The sequence below is a fragment of the Aequorivita aquimaris genome, from assembly GCF_001573155.1.
Lineage (GTDB): Bacteria > Bacteroidota > Bacteroidia > Flavobacteriales > Flavobacteriaceae > Aequorivita > Aequorivita aquimaris.
The window spans coordinates 215,683-233,751 of record NZ_JRWG01000003.1 but is presented as its reverse complement, the minus strand read 5'-3'; the positions used below and the strand labels follow the sequence as shown (position 1 = coordinate 233,751).

The following is an 18,069-nucleotide window of genomic DNA, read 5'->3' as shown; positions in this document are numbered from 1 at the left end:
AAAATTACATGAAAATCAACCTCTTAATACTATTCGCTTTTGCCACCTCACTCTTGATGGCACAAAACCCTGAAAAAAAAGAAGTTAACATTAAAGGCCTTATTCTTGAAGAAGGCACTGATTATCCTTTAGAATATTCCACTGTTTCCTTTATAAACAAACAGGGAAAAACCGTTACTGGAGGAATAACAGATACCGAGGGAAAATACAGCATTGATGTACCAGCAGGTGTTTATACCGTGAAATATGAGTTTATTTCCTATAAACCAAAAGAAGTTCCAAACCAAAACCTAAATAAAAATACTACCCTTCCTACAGTAAAACTGGCTTTGGATGTTGCTAGTTTAGATGAAGTTGTGGTACGTGCTGAGACTACTGAAGTTCAAGTAAGGCTCGATAAAAAAATATATAATATAGGTAAGGACCTTACCGCAGGTGGCGCTACCGTTAGTGATGCATTGAACAATGTTCCATCGGTTACGGTAGATGTAGATGGCGCCATTGCGCTCCGCGGAAATGATAACGTACGCATTCTTATAAACGGCAAGCCATCTGCAATAGCGGGGTTCGGCTCTACCGATGCTTTGCGACAGCTGCCCGCAGAGGCCATTGAGCGTGTAGAGGTTATTACTTCACCTTCTGCCCGTTATGATGCCGAGGGAACTGCCGGAATTTTAAACATCATCCTCAAAAAAGAAAAAACACTTGGTTTAAACGGCTCGCTTAGCACAAGTTTGGGAGTACCTTTAAATAGTAACGCCACCGGTAATATTAACCTAAGAACCGACAAGTTTAATATTTTCAACACCACGGGCGTGTATTACAGAAACAGTCCCGGAAACGCCTTTTTTGACAATAGATATTTCTCGCGTACGGTGCTGGATGACGATGGAAATCCCGTGACGACAGATCCTCAATTCGATCAAGTAATAGAGCGCAGAAAATATGAGCGTATGGGAAAAGGATTCAATACCAACTTGGGTATTGAATATTTTTTAACTGATCGCTCTTCCGTTACGGCAAGTGCATTTTACCGCAAAGGAGATGGTAATGATGAAACTACCAACAATACCTTCAACTACAATGACAATACTGTTGAACAACAGATTACGAGAATTGAAAACGAAGGTGAAGATGACGAAACCTATCAATTATCATTGAATTATGTAAATGAATTTAACGATAACGGCCACAAGCTTACAGCCGATTTTCAATATGAGAACGATACGGAAACTGAAACATCCTTTATCACGGAAAGACTTATTTTCCCAACCATTGATCCACTCCCGGCAGAAGATATTATTCAAAAAGAAGACCAGAAAGAATATTTAGCGCAAGTAGATTATGTACTTCCTATAGGTGAAAATGCACAGTTCGAAGCAGGCTATCGCGGTAATTTTGAAGAATCTATTACGGATTACACTTTATTTGAAGAAGATGGTACTACAGGGAATTTTATAAGAAATGATCGCATCTCCAATATTTTCACCTATAACGAAAACGTGCACGCCTTTTATTCGCAATATGGAAATAAATTAGGAAAGTTTTCTTTCCTATTAGGGCTTCGATTGGAAAACACACAATTAAAGGGTAAAGTGGACGCTGAAAATATTACCGGCAACACTGCTTTTGACTTAAATTTTGATAAAAACTATACAGGTCTTTTTCCAACGGTAAACCTTACCTATGAGTTGAAGGAAAACGAAAACATCACACTTGGTTACAACAGACGTATAAATAGACCGCGCAACTGGTTCATTAACCCGTTCCCGTCACGTTCCAGTGAAGCAAATGTATTCCAGGGAAATCCTGATTTGGATCCGGCATACGCAAGCGCTTTTGATTTAGGGTATTTAAAACGCTGGAAGAAACTTACATTAACATCCTCTATCTATTACCAGTACGAAACCGATGCATTTGAAAGAGTGCAAGAGGAAACCGGAGAGGTAACCAGTAACGGAATTCCGGTAATCCGTACTATTCCTATAAACCTTTCCACCAACGAACGTTATGGCTTTGAATTTGGACTGCTTTATAATCCTACAAAATGGCTTAACCTGAACGGAAGTTTTAACTATTTTCTGTTCAAGACTGAAGGGTTTTATAATAATGTAGATTACGGAGCCGAAAACACAAGTTATTTTGGGCGTTTCAGCAGCAAAGTGAAACTTCCGGCAAAGATTGAATGGCAGACCAATGCTTTTTACAGAGGGCCATCCAATAACTCCCAAACAGAATCTGAAGGTATTCTCTCCGTCGATATGGCAATGAGCAAAGACATTATTAATGATAACGCTACATTAGCCTTGAACGTAAGAGACCTTTTCAATTCACGTAAAAGAAACAGTATTACTACAACCGACACATTTACCAGTGAAAGTGAATTTCAGTGGAGACAACGCCAGGTAACACTTACGTTTACCTATAGATTTAATCAGAAAAAGCAACGCCAGCGTCCTGAAAGAAATGGTAATGGTGAAGATGATGGTGGTTTTGAAGGTTAAACACGATTGATTGCCAATTAAAAAAAGGGAACCAAATTGGTTCCCTTTTTTAATATAAAATTTATAAGTATTTACTTCATTTCGTTTCTACGTTTTGCCTCACGCTTCAATTTCCAGTTTTCATAAAGTGCGCCTCCAATCCAATAGGGAAGAATACTCACTAAGAATATCATTAACCAAAAACCCATAGTAAGAATGGTTAAAAAAGCAAGAAAACCTAAATATTGTTCAAATGTAAACATGATGTGGCGTTTTAAATGATGCCCCAAAGATAATAGGTTTTTTTGAAAAACGGCAACAAAACTTTTCGATTTATTCACAACAAATAAACAGCCGTGCGGGTTGAACAACTTTTGCCTTTTCGTTACCTTTGCCTTTGAGCTCTAAAACTTTGTACGAAGAGTTCATTTATAAACTTTCAAAACACATTCACAATGCAATATAGAATAGAAAAAGACACTATGGGCGAGGTAAAAGTACCCGCCGACAAACTTTGGGGCGCGCAAACCGAGCGTTCTTTTGAAAATTTTAAAATCGGCCCGCGTGCTTCCATGCCCATGGAAATTATTTACGGGTTTGCCTATTTGAAGAAAGCAGCCGCCTATACCAATTGCGACCTCGGCGTACTTTCCGAAGAAAAAAGAGATTTGATTGCCAAGGTTTGCGATGAAATTTTGGAAGGAAAGCACGACGATCAGTTTCCGCTAGTAATCTGGCAAACGGGAAGCGGTACCCAAAGCAATATGAACGTTAATGAAGTGATTGCGAACCGTGCCCACCAACTTGCGGGAAAAACCATAGGCGAAGGCGAAAAAATCCTCCAACCCAATGACGATGTGAACAAATCGCAATCATCAAACGATACTTTCCCAACGGGTATGCACATTGCGGCGTACAAAAAATTGATTGAAAATACCATTCCCGGTGTGGAGCAGCTTCAGAAAACCCTTTCCAAAAAAGCATCGGAATTCAAGGATGTGGTAAAAATAGGCCGCACCCATTTTATGGACGCCACTCCCCTCACCCTCGGGCAGGAATTTAGCGGGTATGCAGCACAGCTAGAGCACGGAATTAAAGCCTTAAAAAACACCCTGCCACATTTGGCCGAACTTGCTCTTGGCGGAACCGCCGTCGGTACGGGATTAAATACCCCAAAAGGCTACGATGTGAAAGTTTCCGAATACATTGCAAAATTTACAGGCTTGCCATTCAAAACTGCACAAAACAAATTTGAGGCATTGGCATCGCACGACGCTTTTGTGGAAAGCCACGGCGCTTTAAAACAATTGGCGGTTTCATTGAATAAAATTGCGAACGACGTGCGTATGCTCGCCAGCGGCCCAAGAAGCGGTATTGGCGAAATCATCATTCCAGCAAACGAACCCGGTTCTTCCATTATGCCAGGAAAGGTAAACCCAACGCAGTGCGAAGCGTTAACAATGGTCTGCGCACAGGTTATTGGCAACGATATGGCAATTGCCGTTGGCGGGATGCAGGGACAATTTGAATTGAACGTTTTTAAACCCGTGATGGCGGCAAATTTCCTGCAATCGGCGCAACTTATTGGCGATGCTTGTGTTTCTTTTGACGAGCATTGCGCACAGGGAATTGAACCGAATTACGAAGTAATCAAAAAACAGTTGAACAATAGCTTGATGCTGGTTACTGCCCTCAATCCAAAGATAGGTTATTACAAAGCTGCGGAAATTGCAAACACGGCACATAAAAACGGTACAACGCTAAAGGAAGAAGCTGTAAATCTCGGCTATTTAACTGCCGAAGAGTTTGATGAATGGGTTAAACCGGAAGATATGGTTTAATTGATTGACGATTGTAGATTTCATAAACCACGAATTCACGAATAATTATTTAAAAATATTCGTGAATTCGTGGTCATTTTTTATTCAATAGCTTTCTTTTTAGACTTGCTTTTCTTCCCATAAAACTTTTTATATCTAAAATACGCCACGGCACTCAAAATAACTGCAAACAGCGTTATCCACCAAACGAACGTTGGGGTTGCAGGTGCATCCCCGCTTGCGTAGGAATGTAAGCCGCTCAGGTAAAAATTCACCCCAAAATAGGTCATCATTATTGAGGCGTAGGCAAACATCGCCAAAACGTTAAACGTCCAGCGTCCTCGAAGCCCGGGAACAAGGCGCGCATGGATTACAAACGCGTAAATCATAATACTGATAAGCGCCCAGGTTTCTTTCGGGTCCCAGCCCCAATAGCGCCCCCAGCTTTCGTTGGCCCATTGGCCCCCCAAAAAGTTACCAATGGTGAGCAACACCAAACCAACGGTCAGCGCCATTTCCGTTACAACGGTCAACTCGCTAATGTTGATTTCCATATTTTTGAAATTTCGCTTTGTGGTAAAAATCATTAGGAACAACGATGTTGCGCCCAGAATCATTCCCAAGGTGAAAGGTCCGTAGCTCATTACTATCACCGCCACGTGTATCATCAACCAATAACTGTCCAAAACAGGCTGTAAGGTTGATATGGATGGGTCTAACCAATTTTCGTGGGCTACCCAAAGTATGATGGCACCCGCAAAAGCTGTGGAGGCTACGGTTAAATCGCTTCGTCTTCCAAATGCCAATCCAAAAAATATTGTAGCCCAAGCCACATATACTACGGATTCATAAGCATCACTCCACGGGGCGTGGCCACTCACGTACCAGCGCAAGGCCAGACCCAGCGTCATCAAAACAAAGAATACCCACATTATAATTTTGGAACCTTTGATGAGGGTGCGAAGTATTTTGCGGTCCTTAAACAGTTGTGCTATTATGAAAACCATCATCAAAATTCCGAAAATGGCAAAATATTTATAAAGCCTGTTGAAAATATCGGCCTTATTATAAATGGTCTCTGCGCGAAGTTTATTTTCTGAAGGCATCACTTCTTCTCCATATTTTTTCTGGAAGTTGGTTATGCTTTGCAAAAATTCATTCGCCTGTGTATAATCTCCGGTTTGGCGCGCTTTCTTTAAACTATCAAAATATAGTGGCAGAATATTTTTGGCATATAAGGAATCCATTCCTTTTAAATTAGCCTCTCCCAATTCCGGATACGAAACCCATTTGTTGCCTTCATCGCCGGGAATGGGGAAAATTTTCAGAATGCTTCCGCTAAGGGCAGCATTCAAAAGTGAAAAGTTTTCGTGGGCGCGAATAAAGTCCTTCTGAAATTGGTTGGGCGTATTGGTGCGCGTTGCGGCTTCCAAATAAGGCTCCAACTTATAATTTCCTTTTTCATCAAAAAGATCGAGCAGGGCAATATCCTTTTGGCCCTCGGGCACACCGGCCACATGGCGGATACTGTCGTTGCCGCGTTTTAAGGCAATCAAAGGAACTTCTACCCAAAGACGAGGAAATTCTGTCATCGAAATAAAAACCTGATTCGCATCCAAGCCTTCATAGGTTTCACTTCTGCTTATTTTACGCAAAAGCTCGCTTGCAAAGGTATTTACGGGTTTCATCCGCCCGTTGTCCTGAATTATCAGATGGCCAAATTCAGCCGCGTGCTCCTTGCTTACAGCGTTTGCCTTTATCAATGAGTCAATTTGCGCTTTCGGAGGAGGTGTGTGCGCAGAGGGCGGATGCTGCTGGGAAAATCCAGAGAGGGAAAATAGCAATATCATTACGGTAACCATATTCTTTTTCTTTCGCTTTATTCTGCTTAAAATTTCCTCCAGTTTTCCAAAACGGCTATGCTTGCTAAACAGAATGGCCATTAAACCGAGGTACAAAAAGAAATAGCCAATATAGGTTATCCAAGTGCCCCACCAATCGTGGTTTACGGAGAGGATTGTCCCTCCTTCATCGGGGTCGAAACCGGACTGGAAGAACCGATACCCTTCGTGGTCCAGCACGTTGTTCATAAAGATGTCTGCATCAAAATGGGTTTTGTCCTCATTTATTACGGTGACTTTACTTTTGAAGGAAGAATACCCTTTTTCTGTACCGGGATATTTTTCTGCAATAAAATCGTTTAAAGTTATGCTGAATGGCAGTTCAATTTCCTTAGAACCATAACTGGTATAAACTTTTAAGCCTGCAATTTCCGTTTCCACCGGATTGGGCGCTGTCCCTTTGCCGCCGAGCAAGGAAACCGTTTTTGTTTCGTCGCCCGAAGATATTTCAAGAATCAGAGCATCCTGATTATTCGGCTGGTCGGGAGTGGCCGCCACTATCCCGAACTCACCTTTAGTGACAGGTTCCGGCACTACGAACGAAATACCGCCAATTCGGTACAGGGAGCGCAGATTGAAAGGCTGCACACTGTCTGCAACAACCTCACCCTGCAATTGGTCTGCCATTCGCATATAGTCGCCCTCAAATGGACTGGAGATGGTGTACTCCCCATCTTCGGAATAAGTTATGTTTATAGCGCCTTCCGTAGGTTTGTTAACCGCAAAAAGTATGTTGTGGATATTTGAGACCTCTCCCACTTTCACCCAATGGTCGTGACGCTCGCCATCGCCAGATTCCACGATTTTCATATATTCCTCGCCGTTTTCGTTCGGTGTTAGGCCTTCCACGGCGCCATCAATAAAATCTTTATATTTAATAGTTACCGGTTGATTGTTATAATCGGTTTCTATTTTAAAGTCGTTGTTCAGCTTTTCTGAAAGTCTCAATTTTTTAGGTTTCACCTTTCTCCGTTGCGCCACGCCATCAATCATATAATCGCCATCAATAAATACATCGAGGTAGGTCTGTTCCGAAAGAATGGTATTTTCAGTTTGGCCTTCGCGAATGTGCATAACGCCTTCAAAACCTATGTAACGCGTTACAAAAGCACCAATAATCACCAAAATAAAAGATACGTGAAGCATCAACGAAGCCCACATTTTGCGCTTGTGAAGATTATATCGAAATATATTTCCGACAAAGTTGATTACGAAAAGCAACATAATTGCCTCAAACCACCACGCGTTGTAGATAAGTTCGCGCGTGTAGGGAGTTGGCGGACTTTGGGAATCGGCATCCATAAAGGTTCCGGCAGCCATGGCTGCTGCAAAAACTATAAATAAAACGGCGGTTAATCGAGTGGAGAAAAGAACGGAAGCAATCTTTTTTTGCATTATAGGAAATTTTGGCGCAAAAATAAGGAATTGCGCCCATTTAGACTACTTAAATCTGTTAACTATTCGGGCTTTTTTGAAGTCTCATTTCGGGCATTAAAAATGTTCAGGTGAATGAAGGTCCCCATATTTCTCGCCCGGTTTTTTGCGATATTGGCGGTTTCGCCCTCAAAAAGTTCGTTGATGGTTTGGTGCCATAGGTTAATCCACGTGCCAAAGTGAAGTTCGTTGATGGTTCCCCCCACTTTTTTATCAACCTCAATGTGTGCGTGCATCGGGTTTCCGAAGTATTTTCGCTTAAAGAAAAGATTGGTCTCCCAAAAATCGGTAAGAAGTTCAAGGTGGGTTTCCCAATCTGTTATGATTCCATTGAAAATAGGCCCGAGAAGCGTGTCCTTCCTCACTTTTCCATAGAATGTATTAACGAGCAAAGACACATCTTCGCGGGATTCAATTTTCTTTCTTGCCATTTTTTATAGCAAAGTTATTAAAATCAACAACATGTTTACGACTAAACTTACCACCAATAACCAAAAGGCAAATTTTCTATTTGTTCCTGCAAGCAAAGCCGCATTATAGCCCATACACAGTGCAACGCAAAGAGTAAGCTCAATGCCGGTAATAAGACCCGTTCCCTGCGCCAAAATTGTCATGGCGGCAATAGAGCCTATGCAGCTATTTATGATAATGGACAGCGGAATATACATATAATAATCGTGTACAAATTCGTCCTGCAATTTCTTTATAGATAGGGTTTTCATAATATAAATAGGGTTTTGATTTTTAAGGTGTAAATTTACAATGCAGAACAGGCCTTATTTTATGAGGCAAATCATAAACCCATGATTCCAGAAAATTTACTGTTGAACTACGGCGCAACCCTTGAAAATATTAAGGCTTCGGAAATAATTCTTCACGAAAATAAGCGGGCAGATTTCTATTTTCAGATAAAGACCGGCGAGGTAAAAATGTTCAACATCAACGAACAGGGAAAGGAATTTGTACAGGGCATCTTTTACGACGGGGAAAGTTTTGGCGAGCCGCCATTGCTGGGCGATTTTAAATATCCCGCTTCCGCTTCGGCCGTAAAGCAAACGCAGCTGTACAAATTGAGCAAAACAAAATTGTTTGAATTGCTTACCGAAAACCCTGAAATAAACCTAAAATTTACCAAGGCCCTAGCAAAACGGCTCTATTACAAAGCCACCATTTTAAAGGAAATTTCAGTACATCCGCCCGAACATCGCATCTTGACCTTGATAGATTTTTTAAAACGAAAATACGGTTCCGAAGAACTTTTTCAAGTAGAACTGACCCGTCAGCAAATTGCCGACTTGACCGGGCAGCGCGTGGAAACCGTAATTCGCGCCATCAAGCAACTGGAACAAGACGGCGAGATAAAATTGATAAAGCACAAAGTCTTCCGTTGAAAATTTTTGGCAGCGCAAAGTGGAAAGAGGAAAGACGAGTTTGTATTACAACAAGAATTTTGATTACATCTTTCTTTATTCTTTTTTTCTCTATTCCTTTTTTCTAAAAACCGCTAACTTCGCACTATGATAAAGGTAGTTTTATTAGGCTTCGGAAATGTAAATAGCCATTTACTCAATGCTTTACATAATAATTCGAAAGTTTCTGTAATACAGGTTTTTAACAGAAATATTATCAAAATGATTTCGCCTTTTGAAAAGATTCCCTTTACCGATGATATTTCAAAAATTGCCGATGCAGATATTTACATAATCGGGATTCCCGATGATGCAATTTCAAGCTTTTCCGAGTCGCTTTCATTTCAAAATAAATTGGTAGTGCACACTTCCGGCGGTGCTGCAATGAACGCACTTGCCGCAAAAAACCGACGCGGTGTCTTCTATCCGTTACAGACTTTTTCCAAGCAGCGGAAAGTTGCTTTTAAGGAGATTCCTATTTGCATAGAAGCCGAAAACCCCGCCGATTTGGAGCTGCTGCGAAAATTGGGCGAGACCATTTCAGAAAATGTAGTAGAAATTTCTTCGGAAAAAAGAGCCAAGCTGCATCTTGCCGCGGTGTTCGTGAACAATTTCGTGAATCACTTATACGGCATTGGCAGTGAAATTTTAAAGGACGAAAAGTTGCCGTTCGATTTGCTGAAACCGCTGATTGCTGAAACCGCTTCAAAGATTAAAACCCTTTCCCCCGAAGAAGCGCAGACTGGCCCTGCAAAAAGGAACGACAAAAAAACCATTGAAAAACATTTACATTTGTTGGAAAATAACTCTTACAGAGATTTTTATGAAATGTTTACAAAAGCGCTGAAGAAAGACTAAAAAAACACCAAATATATGAGCTATAAAGAATATTTAAAACACATAACCACCTTCATTTTTGATGTGGACGGCGTTTTGACCGATGGTACAATCCAAGTAAATACCGAGGGTGAGATGTTTCGGACGATGAACATTAAAGATGGTTACGGACTAAAAACAGCGGTTGACCAAGGTTATAATGTTTGCGTTATCTCGGGTGGTTCCAATGAAGGCGTGCGCGTGCGGCTGCAAAATTTGGGCGTGAAGGACATATTTTTGGGCTCCCATCAAAAAACACAAATTCTAGAAGAATATTTAAAAACCAACAATATAAAGCGAGAAAACACTTTATTTATGGGCGATGACCTTCCAGATTATGAAATTATGCAGGAAGTGGGCCTGCCCACGTGTCCGCAAGACGCTGTTCCCGAAATCAAAGCGATTTCAAAATACATATCCCATAAAAAGGGCGGTAAAGGCTGTGTTCGCGATGTGATTGAACAAGTGCTGAAAGTGCAGGGAAAATGGAAAGTTACGGAGGGCGTGAGCGCAAAGTATGATTAAGCTGGGTGCGGGGTGCGGGATGAAATCTGCCAAACTTCATCCGTCATCTGTCATTTGTCATTTGTCATTTGTTATCCGAAAAGCATTCATAGAATATAAAACTTTCAAAATTAAACCTTGAACTACCTAAACCTCATCCGTTACCAAAACCTGGTGTTTATCGCCCTAATGCAGGTTTTCATAAAATACAGCCTGTTTCAGCCTTTTGGGGTAGATACGGCCTTGACCAATTTCAGTTTTACCTTGCTCGTAATAGCCACAATCTGCATAGCCGCTGCGGGAAATATCATCAACGATATTTACGATGTGGAAATTGACAAAGTCAACAAACCGAATAAGGTTTTAATCGGCAAAAGGATTTCGGAACGCAATGCGAACAGGCTTTTTGTACTTTTCAACATTGCAGGTGTCGCGATAGGTTTTTATCTTGCCAACAGCATCGGCAAGCCGAGTTTTGCTGCGCTGTTTATCGTTTTTTCGGCCTTGCTTTATTTGTATGCCTCCTATTTAAAAGGAATATTGCTCATCGGCAATCTCCTGGTTTCAGCCTTGGTCGCGATGAGCCTAATAATTGTAGCGCTTTTTGATTTATTCCCTGCAATTACGCCACAGAACCAAGCTACACAATCGGCCGTTTTTAAAATTGTGCTGCATTATGCGTTGTTTGCGTTTTTCATAAATTTCATACGAGAAATTGTAAAGGATTTACAGGACATCAACGGCGACAAAAAGGGAGGCATAAACACATTACCCATTGCTTTGGGGCGAAAAAGAACCATTTCGATAGTGTTCCTTTTGGGTGTGTTTATGACTTTAGGCGTTGTTTTTTATATGTATGAAAATTTATACAACCAACAAACCTTGCTGCTTTATTTTCTGTTTGCCATTGTTGCGCCGCTGCTCTATTTCTGTATAAAATCTTGGGATGCCGACTCGCCAAAGGAATACGGATTTCTTTCAAAACTGTTGAAAATCATTATGTTTTTGGGAATATGCTCCATTCCGATGTATCAATTTGTAATTTTGAAATAATTTACCCAAAACCTGATCCTGAAACTTGAATCTTGAAACCTGAAACCTCAAAAATGCTTCGCGAAAAATTAAAAAACCACAACATCATCCTCGCTTCCGGCTCGCCGCGCAGACAGGCTTTTTTCAAGGGATTGAATCTGGATTTTACCATTCAGGTAAAGGCTGTTGATGAAACTTATCCGAATAATTTAACACGTTCAGAAATAACCGATTATCTTTCACAACTTAAAGCATCCGTTTTTCTCGATTTAGACGAAAATGACATTCTTATTACCAGCGATACGATTGTTTGGAAGGACGAAAAAGCCCTCGGCAAACCGAAAGATTTTGGCGAGGCCAAAGAGATGCTTCAAAATTTAAGCGGGCAAATGCACGAAGTTATCACTTCGGTGTGTTTTACTTCAAAAGAATTTCAGAAAACAGTGAACGATGTTACAAAAGTTTGGTTTAAAAAACTTTCTGATGAAGAAATTGATTTCTACATAGAAAACTACAAACCTTTTGATAAAGCTGGAAGTTACGGCATTCAGGAGTGGATCGGCTACATAGGCATCGAAAAAATTGAAGGCTGCTATTTTAATGTGATGGGGTTGCCCACGCGACTTGTTTATAAAACGTTAACCGAGATTGCCAACCGTTGAATTTGTGGTATTTTTGGGCAAAATTCTTCGAATAATGGACTATTTCAGATTCTTTCCTCTTCTCATTTTTTTAATGTTGCTGAGCGGTTGTAATTCTTCCGAAGAAAAAAGTGATTCACAAAAAATTTCAGCCAAAAAGAAAGCTGCCATAACTGCGACCCCACGGAACATTTCAAAGGAATTTAAAGATTATTGGTACAGCGGAACTGCCGAAATAACCTCGTATAGCCTGATGCAAGAGCGGTATGGTGAGATTCGGGAAGGAACAGCGGTCAACATCTTTGTTACGGAAGATTTTTTACCGGATGCGCAGGTAAAAGCGAACAATGCTTCCGAAGAAAATATTTCGGTGATGAAATTGAACCAAATGAAGAATTTCAATACCGGCATTTATCCGTATTCCATAATGACCAGCACATTCAGTCCGATTGCAACGAAAGAGCATCCGTTAAAAATCACCAACAGCGTGCAGGAATGGTGCGGCCAGGTTTATATGCAACTCAACACCCGCGATGATTTTGAAATTGAATCGCACTCCTATTTTCAGGGCGAGGCAGACCAAAAACTCTCTTTGCCAAAAACCTATTTGGAAAACGAACTTTGGAACCTTATAAGAATCAATCCCGAAGAATTGCCCACGGGCGATGTAATGATTATCCCTTCGTTTGAATATTTACGGCTTCGGCACAAGGAAATAAAGGAACACAATGCTTTTGCCAGTTTGAAACAGGGCGATTCCATAACCATTTATACATTGAATTATCCCGATTTACAGCGGCAGTTAATGCTTTTTTTCAGCAGCACTTTTCCGTACGAAATTGAAAAATGGGAAGAGGTAAACGCCGCAGACCAAAACGACACACTGCGACTGAAAACCACGGCTACCAAACTGAAAAGGATAAAAAGCGATTATTGGACCAAAAACAGAAATGAAAACCTCAACCTGCGCGATTCGCTTCAACTGAAATAGAAAATATGAACATTCAAGAACACACCCTTCAACTTATAGAGTCAGCCGTATTGATTCTGGTATTGCTATTTATCAGGGTCATGCTCAAAAGAACCGTCCGCAATTTCGCCAAAAAAATAGAAAGGCTGGAGCACCGCACAGGGCTTATAATGAAACACGTGGATTTTGGTGTTTTCTTTCTTATGGTTTTAGGACTTATACTTATTTGGGGAGTGGATTTTAGAAATCTGGGGTTGGTAATGTCGTCAGTTTTTGCGGTTATTGGTATCGCCTTTTTTGCGCAATGGTCCATTTTGAGCAACGTAACGAGCGGCGTGATTATGTTTTTCACATTTCCATACAAAATAGGCGACTATATAAAAATACACGATAAGGAAATGCCCTGTGAAGGAATTATTGAGGATATAAAAACCTTTCATATTATTTTGCATACAAAGGATAATGAAATCGTTACCTACCCCAACAGCATGATGCTCCAAAAAGGCGTGAGTATTGTAAAGGCCGAAGATTTTCACGAACAACAGCACGAACATGATAAAAATAAGGAAGGTCTTCCCCACGAATAATTTTCACAAATAAGTATCTTTGAAGGGTTTTCGAATAAATCAGCACTTACAATTTATGCACAAACCGTTTTTTTTCCGACTTCTATTTTTATTTTTTTCGATAGTCGCAGTCGCGCAAGCTCCCAAAAAACCTACCGCTTCCGAAATATATCACGACCTGCAAAAGTTGAATTTTGTAGGTTCCGCATTGTATATTGCCGCACATCCCGATGATGAAAACACGCGGCTCATTTCCTATTTGGTGAACGATGTGCACGCAAATACAGTCTATCTTTCCATAACCCGTGGCGATGGCGGACAAAACCTTGTTGGCCCCGAACTGCGCGAACTTTTGGGCGTAATCCGCACCCAGGAATTGCTGGAAGCACGAAAAATTGACGGCGGGTACCAGTTTTTTACCCGCGCGAACGATTTCGGTTATAGCAAAAACCCGGAGGAAACATTTGAGTTTTGGACAAAAAATGAGGTGCTGGGCGATGTCGTGATGACGATTCGCAAATTCAGGCCAGATATAATCGTAAACCGTTTTGACCATCGCAGTCCCGGCAGCACGCATGGCCATCACACGGCCTCGGCCATGTTGAGCCTGGAGGCTTTTGATATGGCTGACGACGCTTCCAAATTTCCAAAATCGGCTGCCGAATATGGCGTTTGGAAACCGCAGCGTCTGTTCTTCAATACTTCGTGGTGGTTTTACGGCAGCCAGGAAAAATTTGAAAAAGCCGATAAATCGCAAATGGTTTCCGTTGAAACGGGCAACTACTTTCCGACGCTCGGGCTTTCCAATGGAGAAATAGCTTCGTTGAGCAGGAGTATGCACAAATCGCAGGGCTTTGGCAGTACAGGCTCCCGAGGAACCGAAACGGAATATTTGGAACTGCTGAAGGGAAGCAAACCTTCGGACAACAACCTTTTTGAAGGCATCAATACAAACTGGTCCAGACTGGAAGGCGGAAAGGAGATCGGAGCTATTTTGAATCCGTTGGAGGAAAATTTCAACTTTAAAAACCCTTCGGAAATGTTGCCGCAGCTTTTGAAAGCGTATCACTTGGTCTCAAATTTGAAAGATACCCATTGGCGAAAAATAAAGCTCGAACAATTGAAACAACTCATTTTGGATTGCGGCGGTATTTTTATTGAAGCCGTTTCCGAAGCAAATTTAGTTAATCCAAATGAAAACTTTAAGGTTAATGTTGAAGCCGTCAACCGCGGAAAGGCAGAGGTAGTCTTAAAATCGTTGAAAAATTCTGAAGGAAAAGTGCTGTGGAGTGCATCGGAAAAACTTCCTTTTAATGAAAAGAAAAATATCGAAATACCTGTTTCAGCCGGAAATAACAATCCGCCCTACTCGTCGCCCTATTGGCTGAACGAAAAAGGAAGCGTCGGCATGTACACCGCGCCCGAAGCCTTGATTGGGCTGCCCGAAACGCCCACTTTGGAACAACTTACTTTTGAAATGCAATTTGGTAACGCTACCATTCCTTTTACGAAGGATATAATTTACAAATTCAACGACCCCGTAAAAGGCGAAGTCTATCGTCCGTTGGATGTTTTGCCCGAAGTTACCGCTTCCATCCCCGAAAAAGTCTTGATTTTCGCCAACGATGAAGCTGAAACTGTTTCAGTAATTGTACGCGCGGGAAAGGATAGCATTTCCGGAACCATAAGCCTTCAACATCCCGAAGGTTGGCAAGTAGCGCCTTCGCAGCAAACATTTCAGCTTGACAGAAATGGCGAAACTAAAACCTTTAATTTTACAGTAACTCCTCCAAGCGGACAAAGTGAAGGTTTTTTAAAACCAATTGTAAATGCTGAGGGAAGAATTTTCGACAGGGAATTGGTGACCATCGATTATGAGCACATTCCGTATCAAAGTGTGTTATTGCCTTCCGAAGCGAAAGTTGCAAAAATCGACATTCAGAAAAAAGGGCAAAACATTGGCTATATAAACGGCGCGGGCGATGCCATTCCCGAAAGTCTGAAACAGATTGGCTATTCGGTTACAACCATTGACCCTTCAAATATTTCCGCAGAAAACCTTCAAAATTTTGATGCCATTGTTGTCGGTATCCGTGCGTACAACACCGTCCCAGAGCTTACCTTTGCACAGCCTGCCCTAAATAAATATGTTGAAAATGGCGGAACGCTCATCGTGCAGTACAATACCAGTCGCGGTTTGGTTACCGAAAACCTGGCGCCTTACGAACTAAAATTATCTCGCGACCGTGTAACCGATGAATTTTCGGAAGTAAAAATACTTGCCCCCGAAAACCCTGTCTTAAACACCCCAAATAAAATTACCCAAACAGATTTTGAGGGTTGGGTACAGGAACGCGGCCTGTACTTTCCCGATGAATGGGCCAAGGAGTTTACGCCAATCCTCGGAATGCGCGACAAAGGCGAGAAAATGACAAAAGGCTCGCTGCTGGTGGCCAAATACGAAAAAGGGTATTATATTTATACGGGGTTGAGCTTTTTCCGCGAACTGCCCGCCGGCGTTCCCGGGGCTTATCGATTGTTTGCGAATATGCTGTCAATAGGGAAATAATTTAAGAAACGTGACCGAAGAAAAACAAAAATTCAACTGGAAATGGAGCTACACCTTAGTGCTCCTATTCAATGCTGTTTACATCTATCTGTTTTATTTACTAATGCAAAACTTCGCCTAAATGCAGCAGATTGATTGGATTGTTTTAATTGGGACCCTTCTTTTTATCGTGCTTTACGGCACTTGGAAATCGCGGCAGCAGCGCGATGTGGGCGATTATTTAAAAGGTGGAAGCACCGCGCATTGGTGGACTATTGGGCTTAGCGTTATGGCTACCCAGGCCAGTGCCATAACCTTCCTCTCCACTCCCGGGCAGGCCTTTCACGATGGGATGGGCTTTGTGCAGTTCTATTTTGGATTGCCCATTGCGATGGTAATTATCTGTTTGGTTTTTATCCCAATTTATCACAAACTAAACGTTTATACTGCTTATGAATATTTAGAAAGCCGTTTCGATAAAAAAACACGAACACTGACCGCAATATTATTTTTAATACAGCGCGGACTGGCTTGCGGAATTACCATTTTTGCGCCTTCCATCATACTTTCGGCAGTATTGGGTTGGAATTTGATTTATCTGAATATCATCATCGGCGTGCTCGTAATTATTTACACCGTGAGCGGCGGCACAAAGGCCGTGAGCGTTACCCAAAAACAGCAGATGGCGGTTATTTTCTTCGGAATGTTGATTGCCTTTCTTTTGATACTGAATTATCTTCCGCTTGATATTTCTTTTTCCAAAGCACTTGAAATTGCCGGTGCGAACGGTAAAATGGACATCCTCGATTTTTCTTTTGATTTTGATAACCGCTATACTTTTTGGAGCGGAATCATTGGCGGAACTTTTCTGGCTCTCTCCTATTTCGGAACCGACCAAAGCCAAGTGCAACGTTATCTTTCGGGCCGAAGCGTGAAACAAAGCCAGATGGGTCTTATTATGAACGGCTTGCTGAAAGTACCGATGCAATTTTTTATATTGCTCGTGGGGGTTATGGTCTTTGTTTTTTATCAGTTCAATAGTTCCCCATTGCACTTTAACCCTGCTGCGGTAAAAGACGTAAAAAAATCGGAATATGCGGGTGAATACAAGGCTTTGGAAGTTCAAAAGGAAGCAATCGACCAAGAATTGGCGGCCACGCAGATAAGTTATTCCAAAGCGGAAAGCGATGCCGCCAAGCAAATTTTGGCCAACGAAATTGAGCAACTCAACAATACTGAAAAACTGTTGCGTGAACAATCTGTGGCCGTAATCAAAAAGGCAAATCCAAATGCGGAGACCAACGATAAGGATTACGTTTTTATCCACTTTATCCTTAACAATCTTCCACGCGGCTTAATCGGGTTGCTGCTGGCCGTGATTTTAAGCGCGGCTATGTCATCCACCGCTTCTGAACTTAATGCGTTGGGAAGCACGACAACCATCGACCTTTATAAACGCAACGTTCCCGGCAAACGCGAAAGACATTATGTAGCCGCGTCGCGCGGGTTTACGCTTTTATGGGGAATTATAGCGATTTTGGTAGCCTGTACCGCCCATTTATTCGACAACCTGATTCAGCTTGTAAATATCATTGGCTCCATTTTCTACGGAAATGTTCTGGGTATATTTCTTCTCGCGTTTTTTATAAAATACGTGCGCAGCAAAGCGGTTTTTATTGCAGCGCTTATCACCCAAATTATCATTATCTATTTTTGGTACATCGACCTTATGCCCTATCTGTGGCTGAATTTGGTGGGTTGCGCAATTGTTATGGGAATTGCTATTTTATTACAGCTATTTTTCCCGAAGAAAAATGATGCGGAAATAATCCTTTCAGAAGAAACATAAAAATCAGCCACGAATTCACGAATGATAATGTGAAAA

15 protein-coding genes are annotated in these 18,069 nt (G+C 41.6%); 11 read left to right on the top strand and 4 right to left on the bottom strand.

Features of this window, described 5'->3' with window-relative positions:
• The first annotated feature begins 8 nt into the window (after nucleotides 1-8).
• On the top strand, nucleotides 9-2,504 hold the full coding sequence (locus tag LS48_RS06345; RefSeq protein ID WP_062621128.1) for a TonB-dependent receptor: 2,496 nt from the start codon (nucleotides 9-11) through the stop codon (nucleotides 2,502-2,504).
• 71 nt (nucleotides 2,505-2,575) lie between these two features.
• On the opposite strand, the gene LS48_RS15495 is transcribed toward LS48_RS06345, so the two are convergent.
• Entirely contained in the window at nucleotides 2,576-2,746 is a 171-nt protein-coding gene (locus LS48_RS15495) for a hypothetical protein (RefSeq protein ID WP_193392792.1), read from the bottom strand.
• A gap of 192 nt (nucleotides 2,747-2,938) precedes the next feature.
• On the opposite strand from LS48_RS15495, the gene fumC reads away from it, so the two are divergent.
• Nucleotides 2,939-4,324, top strand: coding sequence for a class II fumarate hydratase (gene fumC / locus LS48_RS06335; RefSeq protein ID WP_062621124.1), 1,386 nt, complete (start codon nucleotides 2,939-2,941; stop codon nucleotides 4,322-4,324).
• Nucleotides 4,325-4,404: 80 nt separating this feature from the next.
• On the opposite strand, the gene LS48_RS06330 is transcribed toward fumC, so the two are convergent.
• From LS48_RS06330 to LS48_RS06320, 3 genes are all read right to left on the bottom strand, one after another.
• On the bottom strand, nucleotides 4,405-7,599 hold the full coding sequence (locus LS48_RS06330) for a cytochrome c biogenesis protein CcsA (protein ID WP_062621123.1): 3,195 nt from the start codon (nucleotides 7,597-7,599) through the stop codon (nucleotides 4,405-4,407).
• Nucleotides 7,600-7,661: 62 nt separating this feature from the next.
• Entirely contained in the window at nucleotides 7,662-8,069 is a 408-nt protein-coding gene (locus LS48_RS06325; RefSeq protein WP_062621122.1) for a group III truncated hemoglobin, read from the bottom strand.
• Between the two features lie 3 nt (nucleotides 8,070-8,072).
• Nucleotides 8,073-8,360 carry a hypothetical protein gene (locus LS48_RS06320; protein ID WP_045079425.1) on the bottom strand — a complete coding sequence of 96 codons (288 nt, stop codon included), beginning with the start codon at nucleotides 8,358-8,360 and terminating at the stop codon, nucleotides 8,073-8,075.
• 81 nt (nucleotides 8,361-8,441) lie between these two features.
• Here LS48_RS06320 and LS48_RS06315 point away from each other — a divergent pair, with 81 nt between their 5' ends.
• From LS48_RS06315 to LS48_RS06275, 9 genes are all read left to right on the top strand, one after another.
• On the top strand, nucleotides 8,442-9,029 hold the full coding sequence (locus tag LS48_RS06315; protein WP_062621121.1) for a Crp/Fnr family transcriptional regulator: 588 nt from the start codon (nucleotides 8,442-8,444) through the stop codon (nucleotides 9,027-9,029).
• A gap of 126 nt (nucleotides 9,030-9,155) precedes the next feature.
• Nucleotides 9,156-9,905 (top strand): Rossmann-like and DUF2520 domain-containing protein, encoded by a 750-nt coding sequence (locus tag LS48_RS06310; protein ID WP_062621120.1) that lies wholly within the window; start codon nucleotides 9,156-9,158, stop codon nucleotides 9,903-9,905.
• Between the two features lie 15 nt (nucleotides 9,906-9,920).
• A complete protein-coding gene (locus LS48_RS06305; protein WP_062621118.1) occupies nucleotides 9,921-10,448 on the top strand; it encodes a KdsC family phosphatase in 528 nt (175 codons plus the stop codon).
• A 117-nt stretch (nucleotides 10,449-10,565) separates the two neighbouring features.
• Nucleotides 10,566-11,480 (top strand): geranylgeranylglycerol-phosphate geranylgeranyltransferase, encoded by a 915-nt coding sequence (locus tag LS48_RS06300; RefSeq protein WP_076692421.1) that lies wholly within the window; start codon nucleotides 10,566-10,568, stop codon nucleotides 11,478-11,480.
• A gap of 53 nt (nucleotides 11,481-11,533) precedes the next feature.
• Complete coding sequence (locus LS48_RS06295) at nucleotides 11,534-12,121, top strand: Maf-like protein (protein WP_062621511.1); 588 nt, start codon at nucleotides 11,534-11,536, stop codon at nucleotides 12,119-12,121.
• Nucleotides 12,122-12,155: 34 nt separating this feature from the next.
• Nucleotides 12,156-13,091 (top strand): hypothetical protein, encoded by a 936-nt coding sequence (locus LS48_RS06290; protein WP_062621508.1) that lies wholly within the window; start codon nucleotides 12,156-12,158, stop codon nucleotides 13,089-13,091.
• A 5-nt stretch (nucleotides 13,092-13,096) separates the two neighbouring features.
• Nucleotides 13,097-13,657, top strand: coding sequence for a mechanosensitive ion channel family protein (locus LS48_RS06285; RefSeq protein WP_062621113.1), 561 nt, complete (start codon nucleotides 13,097-13,099; stop codon nucleotides 13,655-13,657).
• A gap of 55 nt (nucleotides 13,658-13,712) precedes the next feature.
• On the top strand, nucleotides 13,713-16,205 hold the full coding sequence (locus tag LS48_RS06280) for a PIG-L family deacetylase (RefSeq protein ID WP_062621111.1): 2,493 nt from the start codon (nucleotides 13,713-13,715) through the stop codon (nucleotides 16,203-16,205).
• A 121-nt stretch (nucleotides 16,206-16,326) separates the two neighbouring features.
• Entirely contained in the window at nucleotides 16,327-18,033 is a 1,707-nt protein-coding gene (locus tag LS48_RS06275) for a sodium:solute symporter family protein (RefSeq protein ID WP_062621108.1), read from the top strand.
• Nucleotides 18,034-18,069 lie beyond the last annotated feature (36 nt).

What these genes read in the sequence shown, in the direction of transcription:
- LS48_RS06330 (WP_062621123.1), bottom strand. Translation starts at nt 7,599, where the DNA reads ATGCAAAAAAAGATTGCTTCCGTTCTTTTCTCCACTCGATTAACCGCC.
- LS48_RS06295 (WP_062621511.1), top strand. Translation starts at nt 11,534, where the DNA reads ATGCTTCGCGAAAAATTAAAAAACCACAACATCATCCTCGCTTCCGGC.
- LS48_RS06275 (WP_062621108.1), top strand. Translation starts at nt 16,327, where the DNA reads ATGCAGCAGATTGATTGGATTGTTTTAATTGGGACCCTTCTTTTTATC.
- fumC (WP_062621124.1), top strand. Translation starts at nt 2,939, where the DNA reads ATGCAATATAGAATAGAAAAAGACACTATGGGCGAGGTAAAAGTACCC.
- LS48_RS06310 (WP_062621120.1), top strand. Translation starts at nt 9,156, where the DNA reads ATGATAAAGGTAGTTTTATTAGGCTTCGGAAATGTAAATAGCCATTTA.
- LS48_RS06325 (WP_062621122.1), bottom strand. Translation starts at nt 8,069, where the DNA reads ATGGCAAGAAAGAAAATTGAATCCCGCGAAGATGTGTCTTTGCTCGTT.
- LS48_RS06320 (WP_045079425.1), bottom strand. Translation starts at nt 8,360, where the DNA reads ATGAAAACCCTATCTATAAAGAAATTGCAGGACGAATTTGTACACGAT.
- LS48_RS15495 (WP_193392792.1), bottom strand. Translation starts at nt 2,746, where the DNA reads ATGTTTACATTTGAACAATATTTAGGTTTTCTTGCTTTTTTAACCATT.
- LS48_RS06280 (WP_062621111.1), top strand. Translation starts at nt 13,713, where the DNA reads ATGCACAAACCGTTTTTTTTCCGACTTCTATTTTTATTTTTTTCGATA.
- LS48_RS06345 (WP_062621128.1), top strand. Translation starts at nt 9, where the DNA reads ATGAAAATCAACCTCTTAATACTATTCGCTTTTGCCACCTCACTCTTG.
- LS48_RS06290 (WP_062621508.1), top strand. Translation starts at nt 12,156, where the DNA reads ATGGACTATTTCAGATTCTTTCCTCTTCTCATTTTTTTAATGTTGCTG.
- LS48_RS06305 (WP_062621118.1), top strand. Translation starts at nt 9,921, where the DNA reads ATGAGCTATAAAGAATATTTAAAACACATAACCACCTTCATTTTTGAT.
- LS48_RS06285 (WP_062621113.1), top strand. Translation starts at nt 13,097, where the DNA reads ATGAACATTCAAGAACACACCCTTCAACTTATAGAGTCAGCCGTATTG.
- LS48_RS06315 (WP_062621121.1), top strand. Translation starts at nt 8,442, where the DNA reads ATGATTCCAGAAAATTTACTGTTGAACTACGGCGCAACCCTTGAAAAT.